We start from the raw sequence: 20,605 nt of genomic DNA, 5'->3' as shown, positions 1-20,605 counted from the left end.
GGGGTGAGGCGTCTCAAGCCTGAGAAACCCCTCATCCGTCGGCTTCGCCGCCACCTTCTCCCGCATGGGGAGAAGGATTAGACGCTGCCCACCGCATAGGCCTCTGAAAACACCCCCGCCTCGGACTTTTCGATCAAGGGCCGCACCCGCGCCATGTGGTCGGTGAAGCGCGGGTCCTCGCGGAAGGCGTCGGCGTCCTGCTGAGTGTCGAACACCGAGATCAGCACCAGGCCCTCGGCGGACCGAAACAGCCGCGCGCCGCGCAGCCCCTTCACCTGGCCGCGCAACCGACGGTGCTGGGCCAGCTGCAGTTCGAGAAAGGCTTCGTACTGCCCCTCCTTGGGCCGGATGACGCTGATGTTGACCACCGGCTCGGGATGCGTGGGCCGTAGCGCCAGCGGCGCGGCGATGGCGGCGGCTGCGACGGCGGTCGTGGCGGCGGCGAAGGTCATGGAGAGGCGCTCCTCAGAAGGGCGTTGCCGGTTGCGGAGCCCCTCCTGTAAAACCTCAAGCAAACTTGAGGTCAAGCGCCGATGCCCGACACCTGCCCGTCCGCGTTCCAGACCCTCAGCGTCGGCGAACTGGCCAAGCGAGCCGGCGTGGCCGTATCGGCCCTGCACTTCTACGAGGCCAAGGGCCTGATCCGCAGCCTGCGCACTGAGGGCAACCAGCGGCGCTATCCGCGCGGCATGCTGCGCCGGGTGGCGGTGATCAAGGTGGCCCAGCGCACCGGCATGCCGCTGAACGAGATCAAGCAGGCCCTGGCCGCCCTCCCCGACGACCGCGCGCCGAGCCAGGAGAACTGGCGCGATCTGTCGGCGGCCTGGCGCGACGATCTGGACGCGCGCATCCGCCGCCTCACCCAGCTGCGCGACCAGCTCGACGGCTGCATCGGCTGCGGCTGCCTGTCGTTGACGGCCTGCCCGCTGCGCAATCCGGATGACGCACTGGCCGCACAAGGTCCGGGCGCTCGCCTTCTGGACGAAATTTGACGCCGCAAAGACCAACGTTCGCCCAAAACTCGCCCCGATCACGGCGGAGCTTGGCGACATGCAAGATTTCTCCCGTCGCACAGCGCTGAGCCTGCTGGCCGCCGCCCCCTGGCTGGGCGCGGCTGCGCGCGGCGACGGCCTGAAACTGGCCCAGGCGGCGCGAACCCAGATCGGCGTCACCCTGGACTATGATCCCAGCTATCGGGCGATCAGCTATCCCCGCGGCGACGTGCTGCGCACCACCGGCGTATGCTCTGACGTGCTGGTGCGGGCCGCCCGCGACGCCTGGAACGTGGACCTGCAGGAACGCGTGCACGCCGACATGGTCCGCGCCTTTTCCGCCTATCCCGCCAAGCGGGCCTGGGGCCAGAAGAGCGCCGACGCCAACATCGACCACCGGCGCGTGCTGAACCTGGAAACCTATCTGGAGCGCCAGGGCGCGCGCCTGCGCGCCAGCCAGAACGCCCGCTCGGGCGACGGCTTCTCCGATCCCCAGCCAGGCGACGTCCTGAGCTGGCGGCTGTTCGGCAACGGCCGCCCGCACATCGGCGTCGTGGTGCAGGGCCCCGAAAAGGTGCGCGTGGTGCACAACATCGGCGCCGGCGCGCGCGAAGAAGCGCTGTGGATCTTCAAGCTGCACAAGCCGGTCGGGCACTACCGCTGGCGGGCGTGAGGCCCGCCCAGCCTCAGACGGCCGCGTGAAGCCAGATCCCGACCGACCAGACGCTGCTCTCGTCGCCTTCGATCGGGCCTTGCGCCCACGCACGAAGTTCACGGACGCGAGGAGCACTTTCGAAAAGCGCCAGCGGACAATCGCCCTCTCCGTAGAAATGGAGATCAGGGCCGGCGCGGGTCGCCTCGGCCGCGTCCGACATGGCGGCGACGGCCTCCACACAGGCGTTCAGCGGCTGATCCAGCCTGAGCCCGACCCAGCCGTGCGCGCCTTCGAAATGGGCTTCGACCTCGCTGACCATCGGATGGTCGCGCCAGTAGCCGACGTCGTGCGGCCAAGCTCCGAAGACCAGATCGTACATCGGAGCGCTCATGCAGGCGGCTGCCCTACAGCCCGGCCTTCTCGTCCAGGCCGAGGGCCAGGTTGAGGTTCTGCACCGCCGCGCCCGAGGCGCCCTTGCCCAGGTTGTCGAGCAGGGCCACCAGACGCGCCTGGCCGCTGGTGTCGGAGCCGAACACGAAGAGCTTCAGGCGGTTGGTGCCGTTCAGGCCCTCGGGATCGAGGGTGGTCAGGCTCTTGGCCTCGTCCAGCGAGGCGACCTCGACGAAGCTCTCGCCCTTGTAGTGGGCGGCGAGCGCGGCGTGGATGTCGCCCAGCGAGCACGAGCCTTCGAGCAGGCCAAGGTGCAGCGGCAGTTCGACCAGCATGCCTTGCGCGTAGCGACCCACGGCGGGCGTGAAGATCGGACGCGACAGCAGGCCGCCGTGCTTCTGGATCTCGGGCACGTGCTTGTGGGTCAGCGACAGGCCGTAGATGCGGTAGGCGACCTTGGTGTAGTTCGGCGAGCTCTCGTCCTCGAACTCGGCGATCATCGCCTTGCCCCCGCCGGTGTAGCCCGACACGGCGTTGAACGAGACCGGCAGGTCGGACGACAGCAGGCCGGCCGAGACCAGCGGACGGGTCAGGGCGATGGCGCCGGTGGCGTAGCAGCCCGGGTTCGAAATCCGCTTCGAAGCCGCGATCTTCTTGCGCTGTTCCTTGTCGAGCTCGGGGAAGCCGTAGGTCCAGTCGGCGTTGGTGCGATAGGCCGTCGAGGCGTCGATCACCTTGACCAGCGGGTTCTCGATCAGGCCGACAGCCTCCTTGGCCGCGTCGTCGGGCAGGCACAGGATCACCGCGTCGGCGGCGTTCAGCATCTCGGCGCGGGCGACCGGGTCCTTGCGCTTGTCGGGATCGATCGAGATCAGCTGCAGATCGGTGCGGCCGATCAGGCGCTCGCGGATCTGCAGGCCGGTGGTGCCGACTTCGCCGTCGATGAAGACCTTGGGGGTGTTCGCCATGGTGCCAACTCCTGGCCCGAACCGCGCTCGGCCGGGACCCAGTCTTGCAGCGCCATGTGACCGGCGCATGCGTTCGGGCGCTGTCCGGCCCGATCGGAAGTCACAAGAAAAAGGGCGCTTCGGATAACCGAAGCGCCCTCTTCCAAAACGCGTGCGACGACGCGCTTAGCGCTTCGAGAACTGGAAGCTGCGGCGGGCCTTGGCCTTGCCGTACTTCTTACGCTCGACGACGCGGCTGTCGCGGGTCAGGAAGCCGTGCGGCTTCAGGACCGGGCGCAGGGCCGGTTCGTAGTAGGTCAGGGCCTTGGACAGGCCGTGACGGATGGCGCCGGCTTGACCCGACAGGCCCGAACCTTCGACGGTGACGTCGACGTCGAACTGGCCGAGGCGCTCGGTCACTTGCAGCGGCTGAGCGATCATCATGCGCAGGACCGGACGAGCGAAGTAGACTTCCTGGTCGCGGCCGTTGACGGTGACCTTGCCGGTGCCCGGCTTGATCCAAACGCGCGCGATGGCGTTCTTGCGCTTGCCGGTCGCGTAGGCGCGGCCTTGGGCGTCGATCTTCGGCTCGGCCGGAGCGGCCGCTTGCGGGTTGCTGGACAGGCTGGCCAGCGCGTCAAAACCTTGAGCTTCGGACATGGCTTAGAGGCTCCGGGTGTTCTTGACGTTGCGCGCGGCGAAGTCGATGACTTCCGGGCTTTGCGCTTGGTGCGGGTGCTCGGCGCCGGCGTAGACCAGCAGGTGCGTCATCTGCTTGCGGGCCAGCGGGCTTTCCTTCGGCAGCATGCGCTCGACGGCCTTGTTCAGGACGCGTTCCGGGAACTGACCGCCCAGGACCTTGCGCGGGGTGGTTTCCTTGATGCCGCCCGGGTGACCGGTGTGGCGGTAGTAAACCTTGTCGTCCAGCTTCTTGCCGGTGAACTTCACCTTGTCGGCGTTGATCACGACGACGAAGTCGCCGCAGTCGACGTGCGGGGTGTAGTCGGGACGGTGCTTGCCGCGAAGACGCATGGCGATGAACGTCGCCAGACGACCGACAACGGCGTCCTTGGCGTCGACCACGATCCACTTCTTCTCGACCTCGGCGGGCTTCAGGGAAGCCGTGGTCTTTTGCATGGGATTGATCCGTAATTCCTGTGCGTCGGGAGCCGGAGAACCAGTTCCTTCCGCGTGAGGGGCGGCTGATACCCAAGGGTTCGCCGACTGTCAACAATGCGCGCGCAGGAAAGTTCGGAAACCCTTGCAGGACAAGGGCTTGAACGATGCGGTATCTAAATACCACATCAAGTCGCCCCATCCTTCGCGATCAAAGAGAAGGGCGGACGCCCGAAGACCGCCCGCCCCTTTCCTGGCTTGGGATGCGCGGCTACTTGCCGGCCTCGAAGCCGAAGGCGTGGCTCATCACCTGGAAAAGATAACTCTCCTCGACGACGCCCCTGACGAGGTAGGCACCCGGACCGTCGGCATAGACACCGACGTCCTCGCCCGCGTGAGCGGCGCTGGGAAGGTGCGCGACGGCCTGCTGGTGATAGTCGACCTCGTCGAGGTCTTCCTTGACCGGGTCGGCGCGCAGGTTGCTTCCCTCGACGCCGCCGGGGCCAGTGGCGAAGCTGAGCACGGTATAGGCCTTGCCGTCGCCGGCCACGACGGGTTCGCCTTCGTTGCCCGCCAGGCCCAGGATCGGGGCGTTGCGGGCGGCGTAGCCCGAGATCACCAAGCCATGGCTGTGGTCGGCGGTGACGATGACCAGGGTGTCCTTCAGGTCGACCTTGTCGAGCACGGCCTGAATGGCGTCGGAGAAGGCCGCCGTCTCGGTCAGGGTGCGCCTGGCGTTGTTGAGGTGGCTGCCCATGTCGATCTTGCCGCCCTCGACCAGCAGGAAGTAGCCCTTGGGGTTCTGCGACAGCACGTCGACGGCCTTGGTCGCCATCTGCGCCAAGGTCGGAACGCCCTGACCGCTCTGCGCGCGCTCGACCTCGTAGGGCAGGTGCTCGCCGGCGAAGAGGCCCAGCAGCGGACCGGTCTTGCCAGGGTCGACCGCCTTCAGCTGGTCGGCGGTCGACACGTAGGCCGCGCCCTTGGCCTTGGCCCATTCGGCGGTCAAGTCGCGGCCGTCGGCGCGCTTGCCGCCCTTGGCCTCGGGCAGGAAGCGCGAGCGGCCACCGCCCAGGGCGACGTCGAGGCGCACGCCGGCAGGGGCCTCGACCAGTTGGCGGGCGATGTCCTTGCAGCCGCCGGAAAGAGCCTCGGCCGGCATGTCGGCGTCGCCTTCCCAGTCGCGATAGGCGGTGTGGGCGTAGGTCCCGGCGGGCGTGGCATGGGTGATGCGGGTGTTGGTGACCGCGCCGGCCGACAGGCCATGGGCCTTGGCGATCTCGGCGATGGTCGTCACGCGCGTCGAGGCTTCGCTGGCGCAGCTCTCGGGCTTGGCCTCGCCCGTCAGGCCGATGACCTTGTTGCGCGTCTTCACGCCGGTGGTGATGGCGGTGATGCCGGCGGCGCTGTCAGTGACCTGGGTGTCGTGGCTGTAGGTCTTGGAAAGCGCGGTGAACGGCAGCTTCTCGAACGAGAGGACGTTGGATTCGCCATCCACGCCCTTCTGCTGGCCCTGCCAGATGCGGCCGGCCACGGCGGTGGAGATGCCCATGCCGTCGCCGAGGAACAGGATGACGTTCTTGGCTCGCCCGGTGTTGGGTTTGACGGCCATGGCCTTGGCCAGCGCCGTCTGGCCGGCCTTGTAGTAGGGGTCGGCGGCCTGGGCCGGCGAGGCGTCGGCGGCGTGGGCGAAGGCGGGCAGAAGGGCCAGGGCGCAGACGCCGGCCAGGAACGAGGAAGCACGGATCACGACAGGGTCTCCAGCAGGGACGTCGCGCGTGCTCTGCTGGAGTTTCGTGACAGTTCTTCGGGCGGGGCGGCGGAAACCGCCCGTTACGGCCGGCGAACCCGCCAGGCGAAGGCGGTGGCGGCGGCGAGCAGCACGGCCGCGCCGGCCTGGTGCAGCACGCCCAGGCTCAGCGGCACGGCGGCCATCAGGGTCCAGACCCCGAGCCCGGCCTGCACCGTCACCACGCCCAGCAGCACGTAGGCGGTGATCTTGGCCTCGTGCGGCAGGCGGCGGGCGCGGGCCGCGCCGGCGGCGATCACGATCGCGGCGGCGAACACGGCATAGGCCATCAGCCGGTGATGCAGCTGCACCGCGCCCTGGCTGTGGGCCACCGTGCCCCACAGGCCGTGGCCGGCATACTGGTCGGGCAGCAACGCGCCGTTCATCAGCGGCCAGTCGTTGTAGACCATGCCCGCATCGTTGCCGGCCACCAGCGCGCCCAGCAGACTCTGGAAGAACACCGCACCCAGAAAGGCCAGCGCCCAGCCGCGCCAGTCGCTGCGCTCCTCGACGCGCGGCGCGCCGTTCCAGGCGTCCAGCGCGGTCCAGATCAGCAGCACGAACAGCGCCAGCGCCAGGCCCAGATGGACCATCAGCCGCTCGGGCGCGACCGACACGCGCTCGGACAGGCCGCTGGACACCATCCACCAGCCGACCAGACCCTGCAGGCCGCCCAGCGCCAGCATCGCCCCGCAGCGCCAGATCAGGCGGCGCGGCAGCATTCGGCGCGCGAGGAAGAAGGCGAAAGGAACGGCGAAGGCGACGCCGACCACCCGACCCAGCAGCCGGTGCGCCCACTCCCACCAGAAGATGCCCTTGTAGGCCTCCAGCGTCATGTCGGGGTTCACCAGGTGGTACTGGGGGATCTGCTTGTAGAGCTCGAAATTGGCTCGCCAGGCTTCTTCCGACATCGGCGGCAGCGCGCCCATGATCGGCTTCCACTGGGTGATCGACAGTCCCGAGTCGGTCAGGCGCGTCGCGCCGCCGACGACCACCATGGCGAAGACCAGCACCGCCACGACGAACAGCCAGATGGCGACGGGGCCGGAACGGTCGGAACGCAGGAAGGAAGTCATGAAGCCGAAAAAACGCCTGTTCTGGGCCTAAATGGGGCGGCTAGACCCCTACTCCCGCCCCCTACTCCCGGCAAGGCGCCGCTGTCCATGCCCAGCGGGGCCTTAAGGGAACCATGACGCGGGCGGTTCGTCATGGCATGGTGCGCCGCTGCGGGGGCGCGGTGTTCCAGGGGGAAGTGCAATGAGCGGCGTGGGCGTGTTCAGCGCCGTTGTGATCGGCATCCTGGCCGGCTGGATCGCGGATCTGGCCCTGGCCCGTCGCCACAGCCTGTTCATCAAGCTGCTGATCGGCGTGATCGGCTCGTTCATCGGCGCCTTCATCGCCCAGCGCCTGCATCTGGCCATTCCCGGCTTCCTCGGCAGCCTGGCCGTCTCGGCGGTCGGCGCCACCCTGTTCCTGGCCGTGCTCGGCCTCTTCCGGAGATCCGCGTGAGCGCTCCCCTCATTCCGGCGCGCCTGCGCAAGCTGATCGGCTCGATCGGCGTGATCGCGATTCTGCTGGGCTGGATCTGGGCCTTCACCAGCCTGTACGACCACCTGCCCCTGAACCGCGCCGTGCACCTGATCTATTTCGTGGCGCTGGGCATGGGCTGGATCCTGCCGGTCATCCCGCTGATCACCTGGATGGGCAAGGCCGACAAACCGCTGGACGTCGGGCAGCGATAGCTCGGGGCCAGCGCCGATCCGGAAACGAAAAAGGCCGCCCCGAGGGGCGGCCTTTCCGTTTCTTCCGCGATGTTCTCTCCGGGGAGAGAATGGTCGGAGCGACAGGATTCGAACCTGCGACCCCTTGACCCCCAGTCAAGTGCGCTACCAGGCTGCGCCACGCTCCGACGCGGAAGGAGCGCCCTTATAGGCGCCGCTCTTCGCCTCGGCAATCGGAAATCTAGTGGTTTTCCACAGTCCTCAGGAACGGGTCAAAAGCCCGTCCAGACGGGCCTTGATGCTGGTGAGGTCATCCAGCGCCTCGGTCAGGCGACGACGCTGCTCGGGCGTGGGCGAGGCAAACTCGGCCGAATCGCCGAACGCATCGACGATCGGCGATTCGAGGAAGGCGGCGCCGTTCTGGCCAAGGCCCGCGGCGATGACGTGGGCCACGCCCTGCTCGCGGTGCAGCTTCTGGACGCCCTTGATGGTGTAGCCCTCGGCGTGCAGCAGGGCGCGCACGCCGTTCAGCACGGCGATGTCCTGCGGGCGATAGAAGCGCCGCCCGCCGGCCCGTTTCATCGGGCGGATGAACGAGAACTTCGTCTCCCAGAATCGCAGGACGTGCTGGGGAACGCCGAGTTCCTCGGCGGCCTCTGATATCGTGCGGAAGGCGTTAGGCCCCTTCGCCACCGCACGGCCCCCTTAGTCGTCCAGGGCGCTGTCGATGCGCGCCTTCATGACCTGGGAAGCCCTAAAGCCGATGACGCGGCGCGGCTCGATCTCGGCCGGCTCGCCCGTCTTGGGATTGCGCCCCATGCGGGCCCGCTTCTCGCGGACCTGGAAGACGCCAAACCCGGAAAGCTTGACCGTCTCACCCTTCTCGAGCGCCTCGGCCACGAGATCCAGGGTGCGCTCGACGAGACCGGCGCAGTCCTGACGAGTCAGGCCTACTTCCTCGTGGACAGCCTCGCAGAGGTCAGCCCGGGTCAAAGTCGAACCCTTCATAACGCCCCCTATACGCTTCACGCGCGGACTCAGCACAGTCCGCGCCAATCGGTCCGATCCTTGCGAAAACGGGCGCACGAAGCCCCGATCTCGCGCGACAAGACCTCGTCAACTTGAGACTGCATGCCGCGAATACCGCATGAAGTCAAAGGGTCAAGCCGGATACTTCATATGCTGAAGCAGGCCGTGCGCCAACCCAAGGTCAAGCTTGGTCCGTGACCATCAAAGGCGCAGGACGCAGGCGCCCCAGGTCAGGCCGCCCCCCATCGCCTCAAGCAGCAGCAGGTCGCCCGGCTTGATCCGGCCGTCCGCGACCCCGTGGGCGAAGGCCAGGGGAATCGAGGCGGCCGAGGTGTTGGCGTGCAGCGCCACCGTCGAGATCACCTTGTCCTCGTCGATGCCGCAGCGATTGGCCACGCCCTGCAGGATGCGCTGGTTGGCCTGGTGCGGGATGAACCAGTCGACTTCCGGCACGGTCACGCCCGCCTTCTCGGCGGCGGCGTGGATGGCCTCGGAAATATTGATCACCGCGTGCTTGAAGACCTGGTTGCCCAGCATCCGCAGCTTGCCGACCGTGCCGGTGGTCGACGGTCCGCCGTCGACATAAAGCAGGTCCTGCTTGGTTCCGTCGGCGCGCAGGGCGAAGCCCAGCATGCCGCGATCGGCCGTGGTCCCCTCGCCTTCGCCCGGCTCCAGCACCACCGCGCCGGCGCCGTCGCCGAACAGCACGCAGGTGCCGCGGTCGGTCCAGTCCATCAGCCGGGTCATGGCCTCGGCGCCGATCACCAGCGCGCACTTGGCGTTGCCGCGGGCGATGAAGCCGTCGGCCACCGACAGGGCGTAGACGAAGCCCGAGCACACGGCCTGGACGTCGAACGCGATGCCGACGCCCGCGCCCAGCTTGCGCTGCACGATGGCGGCCGTGGCCGGGAAGGTCAGGTCGGGCGTGGTGGTGGCCACGATGATCAGGTCGACGTCGGCGGCGGTCTTGCCGGCGCGTTCCAGCGCCTGCTTGGCGGCCTCGACGGCGAGATCGGACACGGCCTGGTCGTCGGCGGCCTTGTGGCGCTGACGGATGCCGGTGCGCTCGATGATCCATTCATCGGACGTGTCGACGATCTTCGACAGGTCTTCGTTGGTGACGATCTGCGGCGGCAGGTAGGCCCCGACGCCGGTCACCACGCTGCGGACTACGCTCACTCGGCGGCTCCCTGGGTTTCGGCGCCCTCGGCGCCGTCGTCCTTGGCCGCTTGGTCTTTTTCCGCGGTCAGACGCTTCAGATTACGATCGATCTCGGCGGTGAAATCGCTGCGAGCCAGGTCCACCGCCACGCGCACGGCCGAGGCGAAGCCGTTGGCGTCGGCGCCGCCGTGGCTCTTGACCACTATACCGTTGAGGCCGAGCAGCGGCCCGCCGTTCACCCGGCCCGGATCCAGGCGCTGCTTCATCTTCTTCAGCGAGCCCGAGGCGATCAGCGCGCCCAGCATGGCCAGCGGGCCGGCCGTCAGGGTCTGCTTGATCTCATTACCGAAGAACCGCGCCAGGCCCTCGGCCGTCTTCAGCGCGACATTGCCGGTGAAGCCGTCGGTGACCACGACATCCACGGTGCCGTAGGCGATGTCGGTGCCCTCGACGAAGCCCCGGTAGTCGAAGTCGAAGTGCGGGCTGTCCTGCAGGATGCGGTGCGCCTCGCGCACTTCCTCATGGCCCTTCTGCTCTTCGGAGCCGACGTTCAGAAGGCCGACGGTCGGGCGGGTCGAGCCATGCACCGCGTGGTGGAAGGCCGCGCCCATGATCGCGAACTCGACCAGTTGGTCGGCGTCGCTCTCGACATTGGCGCCGACGTCCAGCACCGCCGAGATCCCCTTCATGGTCGGCCACGAGGCGACGATGGCGGGGCGCTCCAGGTCGGCGCTCATGCGCAGGATCAGCTTGGAGATCGCCATCAGCGCGCCGGTGTTGCCGGCCGAGACGCAGGCGGCGGCCTCACCCGCGCGGATCGCCTCGACGGCGTTCCACAGGCTGGAGCCCTTGCCCCGGCGCATGGCCTGGGCGGGCTTTTCGTCCATGGCGATGGACTTGTCGGTGTGAACGACGGCGCACACCGCCCGCGCGGCCGGCGCGCGCGCCAGCTCGGCGTTCAGCGCGACCTCGTCGCCATGCACCAGGAAGCGCACGTCGGGCAGGCTCTTGGCCGCGATCTCCAGCGCCGGCACGACCACGGACGGACCGTGATCTCCGCCCATGGCGTCGATCGAGATGACTACTGGCTTGGGCACGAGGCGCTATCGACTCCTTAGACGGTCGCGACGCGGCCGATGATTCCCCGGCGTGATATCACGCCGGAAGGCGTATGGGCCAACTCAGCCCTCGTCGCCCTTCGTTTTCAGCCCCTTCAAGGCCGCGAACGGAGAAAGCTCAACAGGCTCGGGCGGTTGCACGAAAACGGCGCCCGGCTTGCGGGGGAACGGGTCCAGCTCCAGCGCCAGGTGTTCTATGACGTAGCCGGAGACGTCGATCGTCTCGCCTTCCAGCACGTCGGGCGGATCGTCGCCGTCGGGATCCAGGCCCAGCTCGCCGCCCTCGTCCTGCGGGGCGTGCTCGCTGTCGGCCGGCAGGACCCGCAGGCTGAAGCGGGCGTCGATGGGCGTCTCGAAATCCTCGCTGGTGACGCCGCAGGTCTGCACGACGCGGGCGCGCAGCACGCCAGAGACCTCCGCGCCGTCCATCCACGAGCGCAGATAGACGTCGGCCTTGAGATCATGCAGCGAAACGAGGCCCAGCTGCTTGGCGATGGCCTTCAGCACGGTTTCGTCGGGGGCCAGCTTCAGGTCCACCCCGCCGCGGTCGACGCGAGCCAGGGTGACGGTGCTGGGCCAGGGATCGCTCAGACGTTCGGCCATTGCACCTCTCCATTCAACAGCGCGTCCAGCGACTGGCCCGCCAGAGCTTCACGCGCGGACCGCACATAGGCGCTAACGGCCGCTACGTCACCCTCGCCGCGCTCCTCGAAGATGGTCCGGGCGAGCGCCAAGTCGAGTTCGGAGGGATCGGGCAAGGCCGCGAACGCCTCGTCATAGGTCTTCAGGCGGCCGTAGAAGGCGCCCGCCAGCTTCTTCATCTTCTTGCCGACGGCCGTGTCGGACACCCCGATCTGGCGGAAGGCGTCGTCCAGGCCCCGCACGTAGGAATCAAAGACCGACTGCGAGGTCTCCTGCGCCGCGTCGCCCTGCCCTTTCAGGCGCTCGATCACCAGCACCACGTGCAGGGTGAAGAGCTCGAACCGCCCCTCCATCGAGTCGCGAACGCCCAGTTCGGCGTAGAATCGCGCGGATCGGGCCTGGGCGACCGCCGAGGCATAGAGTTTTTCCCCCGCCAGCTTCGCGGGCCTGGGCTTAAGTAGCCGTTCCAGAAACATTCCACGCCTCTATTTCGCCGCGAGCCGCCTCTAGATGGCCTGAGCATCCACGCGGGCCATTGAACTAAGCCCGCGCGGGCGATAGGTCAAAGTCCAGCCTTCTTCCGGTTCCGGAGCCTCAATGTCTCGCCCCGCCGTTTTCGCCGCCGCCGTCATCGGCCTCGCCGCCGTCGCCGGAGGCTGCACGCCGCTGACGAGCTATTCCGGCTTCCAGGCCATCGAGGCCAAGCCGGTCGACATGAAGGTCGGCGAGGACAGCAAGTCCACTGTCCGTGAAAAGCTGGGCTCGCCGTCGGCGGTGTCCACCTTCGACAACAACGCCTGGTACTACATCTCGCAGACCACCGACCGCGTGGCCTTCTACAAGCCCCGCGTGATCAAGCGCGACGTGGTGGCCATCAAGTTCGACGCCGCCGACGAAAAGGTCGCCTCGGTCGACACCTTCACCCTGAAGGACGGCAAGGTCATCGCCTACAACGGCCGCGAGACCCCGACCCGCGGTCGCGAAATGACCGTGCTGGAGCAGCTGCTCGGCACCGTCGGTCGCGGCGGCATGCTGCCCCAGGACGACGAAGGCGTGCCCGGCACCCGTCCCGGCGATCGTCGCTAGGCTGGGCGCCAAGTCGGTTAACCGACACTTCAACCTTACCGAAGCTTGACTATAAGCGTGTGATTTCCTGCGGCTTTTTGTCGCCGTATCAACGTTTCCTCAAGCACGTCCGTCACAACCTTTCCGTCTGGTCGACGCTTGGGCCCCAACCCTGGCGTCGATTGCTCTGGGGGAGAAGGTCGTGAGCGCGGTAGACCTGCGGGCGTTGACGATGCTCATCGTCGACGACAACGCCAACATGCGCGGCATCCTGGCCGCGATCCTGAAGTCAGCGGGGGTGCGGCGCATCCTCGAGGCCGGCGACGGCGTCGAGGGGCTGAAGCTGTTTTCCGAACGCGAGATCGACATCGTGTTCACCGACCTGATGATGCAGCCGGTGGACGGCCTGTCGTTCGTGCACTGGATCCGCAACTCGCAGGCCAGCCCGAACMCGTACGCGCCGATCATCATGATGACCGGCCACGCCACCCGCCGCACGCTCGACGAGGCCCGAATGGCCGGGGTGACCGAGTTCCTGGCCAAGCCGCTGACGGCGCGCGGGGTGATGCACCGCATCAACGAGGTCATCAACAACCCGCGCGACTTCGTCCGCACCGAGGCCTATTTCGGCCCCTGCCGCCGCCGGCGCATCGATCACGACTTCGTCGGCGACGAGCGACGCGGCGCCCAGCCCGCCCCGACGGCGCTTGGCGGCCAGTCGGAAGCCGCCTACGACTTCGATCCGGAAGAGGTCTACTGAAGGGGCGAGCTGCTTGCTGATCCTGCCCGCCCTGCCCCCGATCAGCTGGCTGGAGATGCGCCGTCTCCAGCGCTGGTCGCGCAGGGGCGGAACCGTGGATCACAAGGTGCTCGAAGCACTGGCCGCGATCGCGCCCGATCCGAGCTTCGAGCGGGTGAGCGACTGGCGATGGGTCGCCCCTTCCGTAGGCGGCATCCGGCCGATGGTCGAGGTCAAGGCCTTCAAGGGCGCGACCCGCTCGGCCGCCTGGGGCGTCGCGATCGACTTCGTACCGGTCATGGGCGACGCCAAGCTCTCCTGGAAACGCTCGGCCGAGAAGGCCAGGCTGGACCTGCATCTCGGGCCGCGGCCCAGCACGGGCACGCCCCTGCCCGACTGGTGCACCTTCCGGGACTGGGACGGGCCGGGCCGCGCGACCAGGATCGCCCGCAAGGTCCGCAAGCTGGCCGCCGAGGAACTCGCGCCCGTCACCTCGATCGAGGCGATCGTGGCCATCTTCGAGACGCGCGGGCCGCCCATCGGGTCGCCGCCGCGCTCGGGCTACACCCAGAGGGACCTGGCCTGGGGGCTGTGCCTCGACGCGCTCGGTCGCGAAGCCGAGGCCTCCACGCTGCTGGCGCGCTTCTGCCAGCTGGTCGAGCTGGATCCGGGCGACAGGATCCTGGCCAAGGCCAGGGAGCTGGCGCGCGCGTACGGCGCGGCGGGAAAAGAAAACGCCCCGGAGCCGGAGCCCCGAGGCGCTTGAGATCAAGGCCGAGACGGCCGGATCAGCCGTGGGCCAGCACYGCCAGAAGCAGCAGGGCCACGATGTTGGTGATCTTGATCATCGGGTTCACGGCGGGACCCGAGGTGTCCTTGTAGGGGTCGCCGACGGTGTCGCCGGTGACGGCGGCCTTGTGGGTGTCGCCGCCCTTCTTGTGCAGGACGCCGTCCTTGTCGGTGAAGCCTTCCTCGATCACCTTCTTGGCGTTGTCCCAGGCGCCGCCGCCGCTGGTCATCGAGATGGCGACGAACAGGCCGGTGACGATCACCCCCATCAGCATGGCGCCGAGGCAGGCGAAGGCGTCGACCTTGCCGGCGATGGCGTTGATGACGAAGAACAGCACCACCGGCGACACCACCGGCAGCAGGGACGGCACGATCATCTCGCGAATGGCCGCCTTGGTCAGGATGTCGACCGCCTTGCCGTATTCGGGCTTGGTCTCGTAGGTCATGATGCCGGGATTGTCGCGGAACTGGCGACGCACCTCGGCCACCACCGACTCGGCCGCACGGCCGACGGCGGTCATGGACAGGCCGCCGAACAGGAACGGCAGCAGGCCGCCGAACAGCAGGCCGACCACGACATAGGGGTTGGACAGGTCGAAGCTGACCGCTCCCATGCCGTCGAAGAAGCTGCCGGGCGCGGCGTTCTCGGAGAAGAACTTCAGGTCCTCGGTATAGGCCGCGAACAGCACCAGGGCGCCCAGGCCCGCCGAACCGATGGCGTAACCCTTGGTGACGGCCTTGGTGGTGTTGCCGACCGCGTCCAGGGCGTCGGTGGTGACGCGGACTTCCGGCGGCAGGCCGGCCATCTCGGCGATGCCGCCGGCGTTGTCGGTGACGGGACCGAAGGCGTCCAGGGCGACGATGAAGCCGGCCAGCGACAGCATGGTGGTGGTGGCGATGGCGATGCCGAACAGGCCCGCCAGGTTATAGGTCACCACGATGCCGACGATGATCGTCAGCGCCGGCAGGGCCGTGGACTCCAGCGACATGGCCAGACCCTGGATGACATTGGTGCCGTGGCCCGACACGCTGGCCTGGGCCACCGACTTCACCGGCCGGAAGCCCGTGCCGGTGTAGTACTCGGTGATCACCACGATCAGCGCCGTGACCACCAGGCCCGCCAGGCCGCAGTAGAACAGGTTGTTGGCGGTGAACAGGCGGCCGTCGAGCTCGATGGCGTCCGGCACCAGCTGATGGATCACCCACCAGACGGCCGGCACCGACAGCACGCCGGTGACGATCAGGCCCTGATAGAGCGCGCCCATGATGCTGTTGTTCTTGCCCAGCCGGACGAAGAAGGCGCCGATGATCGAGGTGGCGATGCAGACGGCGCAGATCGCCAGCGGCAGCAGCATCATCGAGCCGACGACTTCGGTGCCGGTGAAGAAGATCGCCGCCAGCACCATGGTGGCCACCGTGGTCACCGCGTAGGTCTCGAACAGGTCGGCGGCCATGCCGGCGCAGTCGCCGACGTTGTCGCCCACGTTGTCGGCGATGGTCGCAGCGTTGCGGGGGTCGTCCTCGGGGATGCCCGCCTCGACCTTGCCGACGAGATCGCCGCCCACGTCGGCGCCCTTGGTGAAGATGCCGCCGCCCAGACGGGCGAAGATCGAGATCAAGGACGCGCCGAAGCCCAGGGCCACCAGCGAGTCGATGACCACCCGATCGGTGCTCTCATGGCCCGCGCCGAGCAGCAGGGCGTAGTAGCCGGCCACGCCCAGCAGGGCGAAGCCCGCCACCAGCATGCCGGTGACCGCGCCCGAGGTGAAGGCCATCGACAGGCCCTTGCCCAGCCCTTCGGACGAGGCCTGGGCGGTGCGGACGTTGGCGCGGACCGAGATCAGCATGCCGGCGAAGCCCGCCAGGCCCGACAGGATCGCGCCCAGCGCGAAGCCGACCGGCTGCTCCCAGCCCTTGAAGAAGAACGCCAGGACGGCGACGACCACGACGCCGACGATGGCGATGGTGGTGTACTGACGGTTCAGATAGGCCTGGGCGCCTTCCTGGATCGCCGCGGCGATCTCCTGCATCTTCGCATCGCCCGGCGAGGCCTTCAAAAGCCTGGCGGTCTGAACCGCGCCATACAGCACCGCCAGAAGCCCGGCGCCGATGGCTACGTAAAGCCAAGAACTCATGGGTGTTGTGCCCCTTCGTGTTTCAAATCACGAGGGGTCGCGGTTCCCGGCCATGGAGGATCGACGAGCGCCCCAGGCCAGGAGCGGCGGGCGGGCCTTAGGGCCTCATTCCCCCTCGAAGCTCCCTGATCTGGCCCCGACATCGGCGCCAGGGGGAAACACTGACATCCACAAGCCTAGCGCGCAACCGCTTGCGAGAACGGCGTTCGCAAAGCCTCAGGGAATGATCGGCGCCGAATCGACGGGCGGCGGCGCCGGCTTGGCGGCCACCTTGGGCGCGGGCTTCGGCGGCGGCACGAAGTTGCGCGGCGTCTGCTTGCCGACGGTCACCGCGGCGACCTTGCCCTTGCCGACCAGGGCGATCGCCTCGCGCATGACGATGGCCTTCACCTTGCCCTCGTCGAGCAGCACGTAGCTGCCGGGCTTGTTGAGCGGCTGCTTGTGGGCCGCACGCACCAGAGCGTCGCGCAGCAGCGGCTCCTTGCCGGCGAAGGCGGTCACGTCCCCGGCCGGCGGCAGGGTCAGCGACAGCTCGACGAAGATGTAGTTGATCAGGCGTCCCTCGGCGACGATCGGCAGGGCCATCGAGCCCAGCTTGATCACCGGATCTTCCTTTTCCTTCTCGCCCTCGTCGCCTTCCTTCTTCTTCTCCTTGCCGGAGGCGAAGGCGGGCGCGGCGCACAGCGCCAGCGGCGCGGCGAACGCCAGGACGGCGCGGCGGGACAGGGCGGAACGGGTCATGCCCGAGCCATTAACCGAGAAGCCTTGAGGTTTCGCTACCGGGCAAAGCCCCCAGACCCAGGCGCGGCTTATCGAGCCTCTCGATCTGGGAAATGAAAACTATCAATTCGCCTTGCCGACGGGACTGCCCGAGTTTGGGCGCCTTCGGAGCCCTTCATGACACCCCGTTTCAACGGCGGCCCACCGCCCGCCCGTTTCCCCGCGCCGCTCGTCCGGCGTCCGCGTCGTACGGCGCTCGCCCGCGCGTCCAGGACCGGCGCATGATCCTGCCAACCCTGCGGCAGTTGCAGTACCTGGTCAGCCTTCACGAGCACATGCACTTCAGCCGCGCGGCAGAGGCCTGCCACGTGACCCAGTCCACGCTGTCGGCCGGACTGAAGGAGCTGGAGGCCATCCTCGGCGCCCGGCTGGTCGAGCGCACCCGGCGCGTGACGATCTTCACCCCGCTGGGCGTGCGCGCCGCGGCCAGGGCCAAGGACATGCTGCGCCAGGCGCGCGACATCACCGACCTGGCCCGCGTCGCCGCGACGCCGCTGAGCGGGACGCTGCGGCTGTCGGTCATTCCCACCATCGCCCCCTTCCTGCTGCCGCGCCTGCTGCCGGCGCTGAAGGCGGCCTGTCCCGACCTGCGGGTGGTGCTGCACGAGGAGATGAGCCACTGGGCGTGCGAGGGGCTGGCGCGCGGAGCCCGCGACTGCCTGGTCCTGGCCCTGCCCTTTCCGTGCGACGGGCTCGACCACGTGGCGCTGTTCGAGGACGAGATCCTGGTGGCGCTGCACGCCGACGACCCGCTGGCCGCGCAGCCGGCGATCGCCCCCGGCGACCTGCCGGCCGATCGCCTTCTGCTGCTGGATGACGGCCACTGCCTGCGCGACCACGTCCTGGGCGCATGCGAGCGCCGCGACCTCGAGCGCGGCCCCGGGCGCGGCGCGGCGGTCCATACCCTGGTGCAACTGGTCGGCGCGGGGATGGGCGTCAGCCTGATCCCGGCCATGGCGGTCGAGGCCGACGTCGCGGCCGGAACGCCGATCGTCACCCGCTCGCTCGATACGCCCAAGGCCCACCGCACGATCGCCCTGGCCTGGCGCCGCAACACCCCCAGGGCCGAGGAATTCGCCCTGCTGGCCCAGCATATCCGCCAGAGCCTGGCCGGCGCTGCTCAGGAAGCGCCGGCGCGGGTTTCGGCCTGATCGGCGCAGTCGATCAGGCGGCGCAATTCTATTCGTTTCTGTCGGCTCGGCCGGCTCCCTACTGAAGAGGACGCATCGCAAGAGACAAGCTGATCAGGAGACCCGATGACGTCCCGCGCTTCCACCGCCATCCTCGCCGCCTTGGCCTTGGCCGCCGCCGGCCAGGCCGCCGCCCAGACCCCCAGGCAGACGCAGGACAGCGGCGCCCCGGTGGGCGACAACCAGAACTCCAAGGCCGCCGGCGAATGGGGCGGGGTGATGCTGGAGGACTTCCACCTTATCGAGAAGCTGGCCCGCTTCGACCGCGAACGCATTCCCGAACGCGTGGTGCACGCCCGCGGCACGGGCGCGGAGGGCGAGTTCGTCTCCAACGGCGAACTCGACAAGTTCACCAAGGCCGCCCTATTCAAGGCTGGCGTGAAGACCCCGGTGTTCGTGCGCTTCTCGACCGTGATCCACCCGCTGGGCTCGCCGGAGTACCTGCGCGACCCGCACGGCTTCGCCACGAAGTTCTATTCGACCGAAGGCAACTGGGACCTGGTGGGCAACAACCTGCCGGTGTTCTTCATCCGCGACGCGATGAAGTTCCCCGACATGGTGCACTCGCTGAAGCCCTCGCCGGTGACCAACAAGCAGGACCCGACGCGGCTGTTCGACTTCTTCAGCCACCACCCCGAAAGCACCCACATGATCACCCAGCTCTTCACGGACCTGGGCACGCCGCAGAGCTATCGGACCATGGACGGCAACGGCGTGCACGCGCTGAAGCTGGTCGACGAGGACGGCAAGGTGGTGTTCGCCAAGTTCCACTGGAAGAGCTTGCAGGGGATCAAGAACTACACTCCGGACGAGGCCCAGAAGGCCGGCTTCAACTACCTGACCGACGACCTCTACGCGACGATCGGCAAGGGCCAGGCGGCCAAGTGGGACCTCTACGTCAAGATCCTGCGGCCCGAGGACATCGCCAAGCTGGGCTACAATCCCTTCGACGCCACCAAGGACTGGTACGACATGCCGGAGATCAAGGTCGGCACGATGACCTTGAACAAGATGCCGGAGAACTTCTTCCAGTCGACCGAGATGAGCGCATTCTCGCCGGGCGTCATGGTTCCGGGCATCGAGCCCTCGCCCGACCGCCTGCTGCAGGGCCGCCTGTTCAGCTACGCCGACACCCAGCGTCACCGCCTGGGTCCGAACTACCAGCAGCTGGCCGTCAACGCGCCCAAGGTCGCGGTCGCCAACGGCGCCCAGGACGGGGCGATGAACACCGTGCCGCGGGTCGGCGACGTCAACTACCAGCCCTCGCGCCGCACCGACGCGGGCGCCTACGCCGATACGGCCGCCTACAAGCTGAGCCCCTACGAGGTCTCGGCCACGATCCAGCAGAAGGCGATCTCAAAGCAGGAGCCGTTCGTCCAGGCGGGCCTGTTCTGGAAACGCCTGCCGGAAGACCAGAAGGCGGCCCTGATCCGCAACCTGTCGGGCGACCTCAACGGCGTCACCGCGCCCGAGATCAAGGAGATCATGGTCAGCCACTTCTACGCGGCCGATCCCGAATACGGGACCCGGCTGGCGGCGGCGACCAAGGTCGATCTGGCGGCCGTGAAGGTCCGCGCGGCCAAGGCTCTCGAAGCCGTCAAGCTGGCCGCCAACTAGCCCTCCTCGCCTCTCTCGCGCGGGCCTGCTCCAGCGGGCCCGCGCTTTTCTTGTTCCAGAAAGCCCCCATGCTGATCACCCTGTTCGCGCTGGCCCTGCAGAGCGCCGCGCCCGCCCCCGCCCCCGATCCGCGCGCCAGCTTCTTCGCCGCCGCCCGCGAGGGCCGGGCCGACCTCGTCGCCGCCCTGCTCGACGCCGGCGCGCCGGTCGACGCCCGCGACGACCGCGGCTACACCGCCCTGACGCTGGCCGCCTACAACGGCAGGACCGATCTGGTCGCTCTGCTGATCGCCCGCGGCGCCGACGCCTGCGCCATGGACCCTCGCGGCAACACCGCCCTGATGGGCGCGGCCTTCAAGGGCGACGACGCCATGGCGCGCCTGCTGCTGGACAAGGCCCCCTGCCCGGTCGACCAGGTCAACGCCCAGGGCCAGACGGCGCTGATGATGGCCAGCCTGTTCGGCCGCGAGGCCCAGGTTCGGATGCTGGTGGCCAAGGGCGCCGCGACGGGCCTCAAGGACGCGTCCGGAAACACCGCCCTCAGCCTGGCCGAGCGCCAGGGCGCGACGGGCGTCGTGGCGGCGCTGGGCGGCCGCTAACGTCGCAGGCCGTCTTCCAGCCATCCCCAAGTCCGTCATTCCCCGCGACGGCGGGGATCCAAGCTGACTTTCAGGATGAGGCGCGGCCTTGGACTAGCGCAGGCTCGGCTTGGATCCCCGCATTCACGGGG

25 protein-coding genes and 1 tRNA gene are annotated in these 20,605 nt (G+C 68.3%); 10 read left to right on the top strand and 16 right to left on the bottom strand.

The window, feature by feature from the left end; translation table 11 throughout:
• Positions 1 to 77: 77 nt before the first annotated feature.
• Positions 78 to 452 (bottom strand): putative quinol monooxygenase, encoded by a 375-nt coding sequence (locus tag AC1DCG_RS07560; protein ID WP_477030097.1) that lies wholly within the window; start codon positions 450 to 452, stop codon positions 78 to 80.
• Between the two features lie 81 nt (positions 453 to 533).
• Between AC1DCG_RS07560 and soxR the strand changes: the two genes are divergently transcribed.
• Complete coding sequence (soxR, locus tag AC1DCG_RS07555) at positions 534 to 992, top strand: redox-sensitive transcriptional activator SoxR (protein ID WP_165259749.1); 459 nt, start codon at positions 534 to 536, stop codon at positions 990 to 992.
• A 58-nt stretch (positions 993 to 1,050) separates the two neighbouring features.
• Complete coding sequence (locus AC1DCG_RS07550) at positions 1,051 to 1,665, top strand: DUF1287 domain-containing protein (RefSeq protein ID WP_165259747.1); 615 nt, start codon at positions 1,051 to 1,053, stop codon at positions 1,663 to 1,665.
• Positions 1,666 to 1,678: 13 nt separating this feature from the next.
• On the opposite strand, the gene AC1DCG_RS07545 is transcribed toward AC1DCG_RS07550, so the two are convergent.
• The 6 genes from AC1DCG_RS07545 to AC1DCG_RS07520 all read right to left on the bottom strand — a co-directional run bounded on the left by AC1DCG_RS07545 (position 1,679) and on the right by AC1DCG_RS07520 (position 6,965).
• Entirely contained in the window at positions 1,679 to 2,038 is a 360-nt protein-coding gene (locus AC1DCG_RS07545) for a hypothetical protein (RefSeq protein WP_477030096.1), read from the bottom strand.
• 13 nt (positions 2,039 to 2,051) lie between these two features.
• Complete coding sequence (argC, locus tag AC1DCG_RS07540) at positions 2,052 to 3,005, bottom strand: N-acetyl-gamma-glutamyl-phosphate reductase (RefSeq protein WP_165259745.1); 954 nt, start codon at positions 3,003 to 3,005, stop codon at positions 2,052 to 2,054.
• 165 nt (positions 3,006 to 3,170) lie between these two features.
• The gene (gene rpsI, locus AC1DCG_RS07535) at positions 3,171 to 3,644 is read right to left on the bottom strand and encodes a 30S ribosomal protein S9 (RefSeq protein WP_165259743.1); all 474 of its coding nucleotides are present in this window, start codon (positions 3,642 to 3,644) and stop codon (positions 3,171 to 3,173) included.
• A 3-nt stretch (positions 3,645 to 3,647) separates the two neighbouring features.
• Complete coding sequence (gene rplM / locus AC1DCG_RS07530; RefSeq protein ID WP_165259741.1) at positions 3,648 to 4,121, bottom strand: 50S ribosomal protein L13; 474 nt, start codon at positions 4,119 to 4,121, stop codon at positions 3,648 to 3,650.
• 250 nt (positions 4,122 to 4,371) lie between these two features.
• The gene (locus AC1DCG_RS07525; protein WP_477036390.1) at positions 4,372 to 5,850 is read right to left on the bottom strand and encodes an alkaline phosphatase; all 1,479 of its coding nucleotides are present in this window, start codon (positions 5,848 to 5,850) and stop codon (positions 4,372 to 4,374) included.
• Between the two features lie 83 nt (positions 5,851 to 5,933).
• Positions 5,934 to 6,965: a COX15/CtaA family protein gene (locus tag AC1DCG_RS07520; RefSeq protein WP_477030093.1), complete on the bottom strand. Its 1,032-nt coding sequence runs from the start codon at positions 6,963 to 6,965 to the stop codon at positions 5,934 to 5,936.
• A gap of 181 nt (positions 6,966 to 7,146) precedes the next feature.
• Here AC1DCG_RS07520 and AC1DCG_RS07515 point away from each other — a divergent pair, with 181 nt between their 5' ends.
• Positions 7,147 to 7,398: a GlsB/YeaQ/YmgE family stress response membrane protein gene (locus tag AC1DCG_RS07515; RefSeq protein ID WP_058346908.1), complete on the top strand. Its 252-nt coding sequence runs from the start codon at positions 7,147 to 7,149 to the stop codon at positions 7,396 to 7,398.
• Entirely contained in the window at positions 7,395 to 7,631 is a 237-nt protein-coding gene (locus AC1DCG_RS07510; protein ID WP_109455235.1) for a DUF2842 domain-containing protein, read from the top strand. The genes AC1DCG_RS07515 and AC1DCG_RS07510 overlap by 4 nt, the downstream gene beginning before the upstream one ends.
• Before the next feature lie 90 nt (positions 7,632 to 7,721).
• Here the strand turns inward: AC1DCG_RS07510 and AC1DCG_RS07505 are convergent.
• The 7 genes from AC1DCG_RS07505 to AC1DCG_RS07475 all read right to left on the bottom strand — a co-directional run bounded on the left by AC1DCG_RS07505 (position 7,722) and on the right by AC1DCG_RS07475 (position 12,036).
• Positions 7,722 to 7,798: transfer RNA gene (locus AC1DCG_RS07505), tRNA-Pro, on the bottom strand.
• 73 nt (positions 7,799 to 7,871) lie between these two features.
• The gene (locus AC1DCG_RS07500) at positions 7,872 to 8,303 is read right to left on the bottom strand and encodes a MerR family transcriptional regulator (protein WP_165259737.1); all 432 of its coding nucleotides are present in this window, start codon (positions 8,301 to 8,303) and stop codon (positions 7,872 to 7,874) included.
• A 12-nt stretch (positions 8,304 to 8,315) separates the two neighbouring features.
• On the bottom strand, positions 8,316 to 8,618 hold the full coding sequence (locus AC1DCG_RS07495; RefSeq protein ID WP_058346906.1) for an integration host factor subunit alpha: 303 nt from the start codon (positions 8,616 to 8,618) through the stop codon (positions 8,316 to 8,318).
• A gap of 222 nt (positions 8,619 to 8,840) precedes the next feature.
• Positions 8,841 to 9,818: a beta-ketoacyl-ACP synthase III gene (locus AC1DCG_RS07490; RefSeq protein ID WP_477036392.1), complete on the bottom strand. Its 978-nt coding sequence runs from the start codon at positions 9,816 to 9,818 to the stop codon at positions 8,841 to 8,843.
• Complete coding sequence (plsX, locus tag AC1DCG_RS07485; protein WP_477030091.1) at positions 9,815 to 10,897, bottom strand: phosphate acyltransferase PlsX; 1,083 nt, start codon at positions 10,895 to 10,897, stop codon at positions 9,815 to 9,817. Before plsX ends, AC1DCG_RS07490 begins: the two co-directional genes overlap by 4 nt.
• Positions 10,898 to 10,981: 84 nt before the next feature.
• Complete coding sequence (locus AC1DCG_RS07480; protein WP_477030090.1) at positions 10,982 to 11,521, bottom strand: YceD family protein; 540 nt, start codon at positions 11,519 to 11,521, stop codon at positions 10,982 to 10,984.
• Positions 11,506 to 12,036, bottom strand: a complete 531-nt coding sequence (locus AC1DCG_RS07475; protein WP_477030089.1) for a ubiquinol-cytochrome C chaperone family protein — start codon at positions 12,034 to 12,036, stop codon at positions 11,506 to 11,508. The genes AC1DCG_RS07480 and AC1DCG_RS07475 overlap by 16 nt, the downstream gene beginning before the upstream one ends.
• Positions 12,037 to 12,157: 121 nt before the next feature.
• Here AC1DCG_RS07475 and AC1DCG_RS07470 point away from each other — a divergent pair, with 121 nt between their 5' ends.
• The 3 genes from AC1DCG_RS07470 to AC1DCG_RS07460 all read left to right on the top strand — a co-directional run bounded on the left by AC1DCG_RS07470 (position 12,158) and on the right by AC1DCG_RS07460 (position 14,130).
• Entirely contained in the window at positions 12,158 to 12,646 is a 489-nt protein-coding gene (locus AC1DCG_RS07470; RefSeq protein WP_165259727.1) for an outer membrane protein assembly factor BamE, read from the top strand.
• A gap of 181 nt (positions 12,647 to 12,827) precedes the next feature.
• Entirely contained in the window at positions 12,828 to 13,385 is a 558-nt protein-coding gene (locus tag AC1DCG_RS07465; RefSeq protein ID WP_477041437.1) for a response regulator, read from the top strand.
• A gap of 13 nt (positions 13,386 to 13,398) precedes the next feature.
• The gene (locus AC1DCG_RS07460; RefSeq protein WP_477030086.1) at positions 13,399 to 14,130 is read left to right on the top strand and encodes a hypothetical protein; all 732 of its coding nucleotides are present in this window, start codon (positions 13,399 to 13,401) and stop codon (positions 14,128 to 14,130) included.
• Positions 14,131 to 14,152: 22 nt separating this feature from the next.
• Here AC1DCG_RS07460 and AC1DCG_RS07455 read toward each other — a convergent pair whose 3' ends face one another.
• On the bottom strand, positions 14,153 to 16,288 hold the full coding sequence (locus tag AC1DCG_RS07455) for a sodium-translocating pyrophosphatase (protein ID WP_477036394.1): 2,136 nt from the start codon (positions 16,286 to 16,288) through the stop codon (positions 14,153 to 14,155).
• A 216-nt stretch (positions 16,289 to 16,504) separates the two neighbouring features.
• The gene (locus AC1DCG_RS07450) at positions 16,505 to 17,029 is read right to left on the bottom strand and encodes a hypothetical protein (protein ID WP_477030084.1); all 525 of its coding nucleotides are present in this window, start codon (positions 17,027 to 17,029) and stop codon (positions 16,505 to 16,507) included.
• 260 nt (positions 17,030 to 17,289) lie between these two features.
• On the opposite strand from AC1DCG_RS07450, the gene AC1DCG_RS07445 reads away from it, so the two are divergent.
• The 3 genes from AC1DCG_RS07445 (at position 17,290) to AC1DCG_RS07435 (ending at position 20,474) form a co-directional block, all read left to right on the top strand.
• Positions 17,290 to 18,219: a hydrogen peroxide-inducible genes activator gene (locus AC1DCG_RS07445; protein WP_477030083.1), complete on the top strand. Its 930-nt coding sequence runs from the start codon at positions 17,290 to 17,292 to the stop codon at positions 18,217 to 18,219.
• Between the two features lie 105 nt (positions 18,220 to 18,324).
• Positions 18,325 to 19,875: a catalase gene (locus tag AC1DCG_RS07440; protein ID WP_477030082.1), complete on the top strand. Its 1,551-nt coding sequence runs from the start codon at positions 18,325 to 18,327 to the stop codon at positions 19,873 to 19,875.
• Positions 19,876 to 19,943: 68 nt separating this feature from the next.
• Entirely contained in the window at positions 19,944 to 20,474 is a 531-nt protein-coding gene (locus tag AC1DCG_RS07435; protein ID WP_477036395.1) for an ankyrin repeat domain-containing protein, read from the top strand.
• The last annotated feature ends 131 nt before the right edge of the window (positions 20,475 to 20,605 follow it).

Source organism: Caulobacter sp. 10L414 (assembly GCF_056395525.1).
Note: the sequence above shows the minus strand (reverse complement) of the source record. Positions and strands in the feature narration are given on the sequence as shown.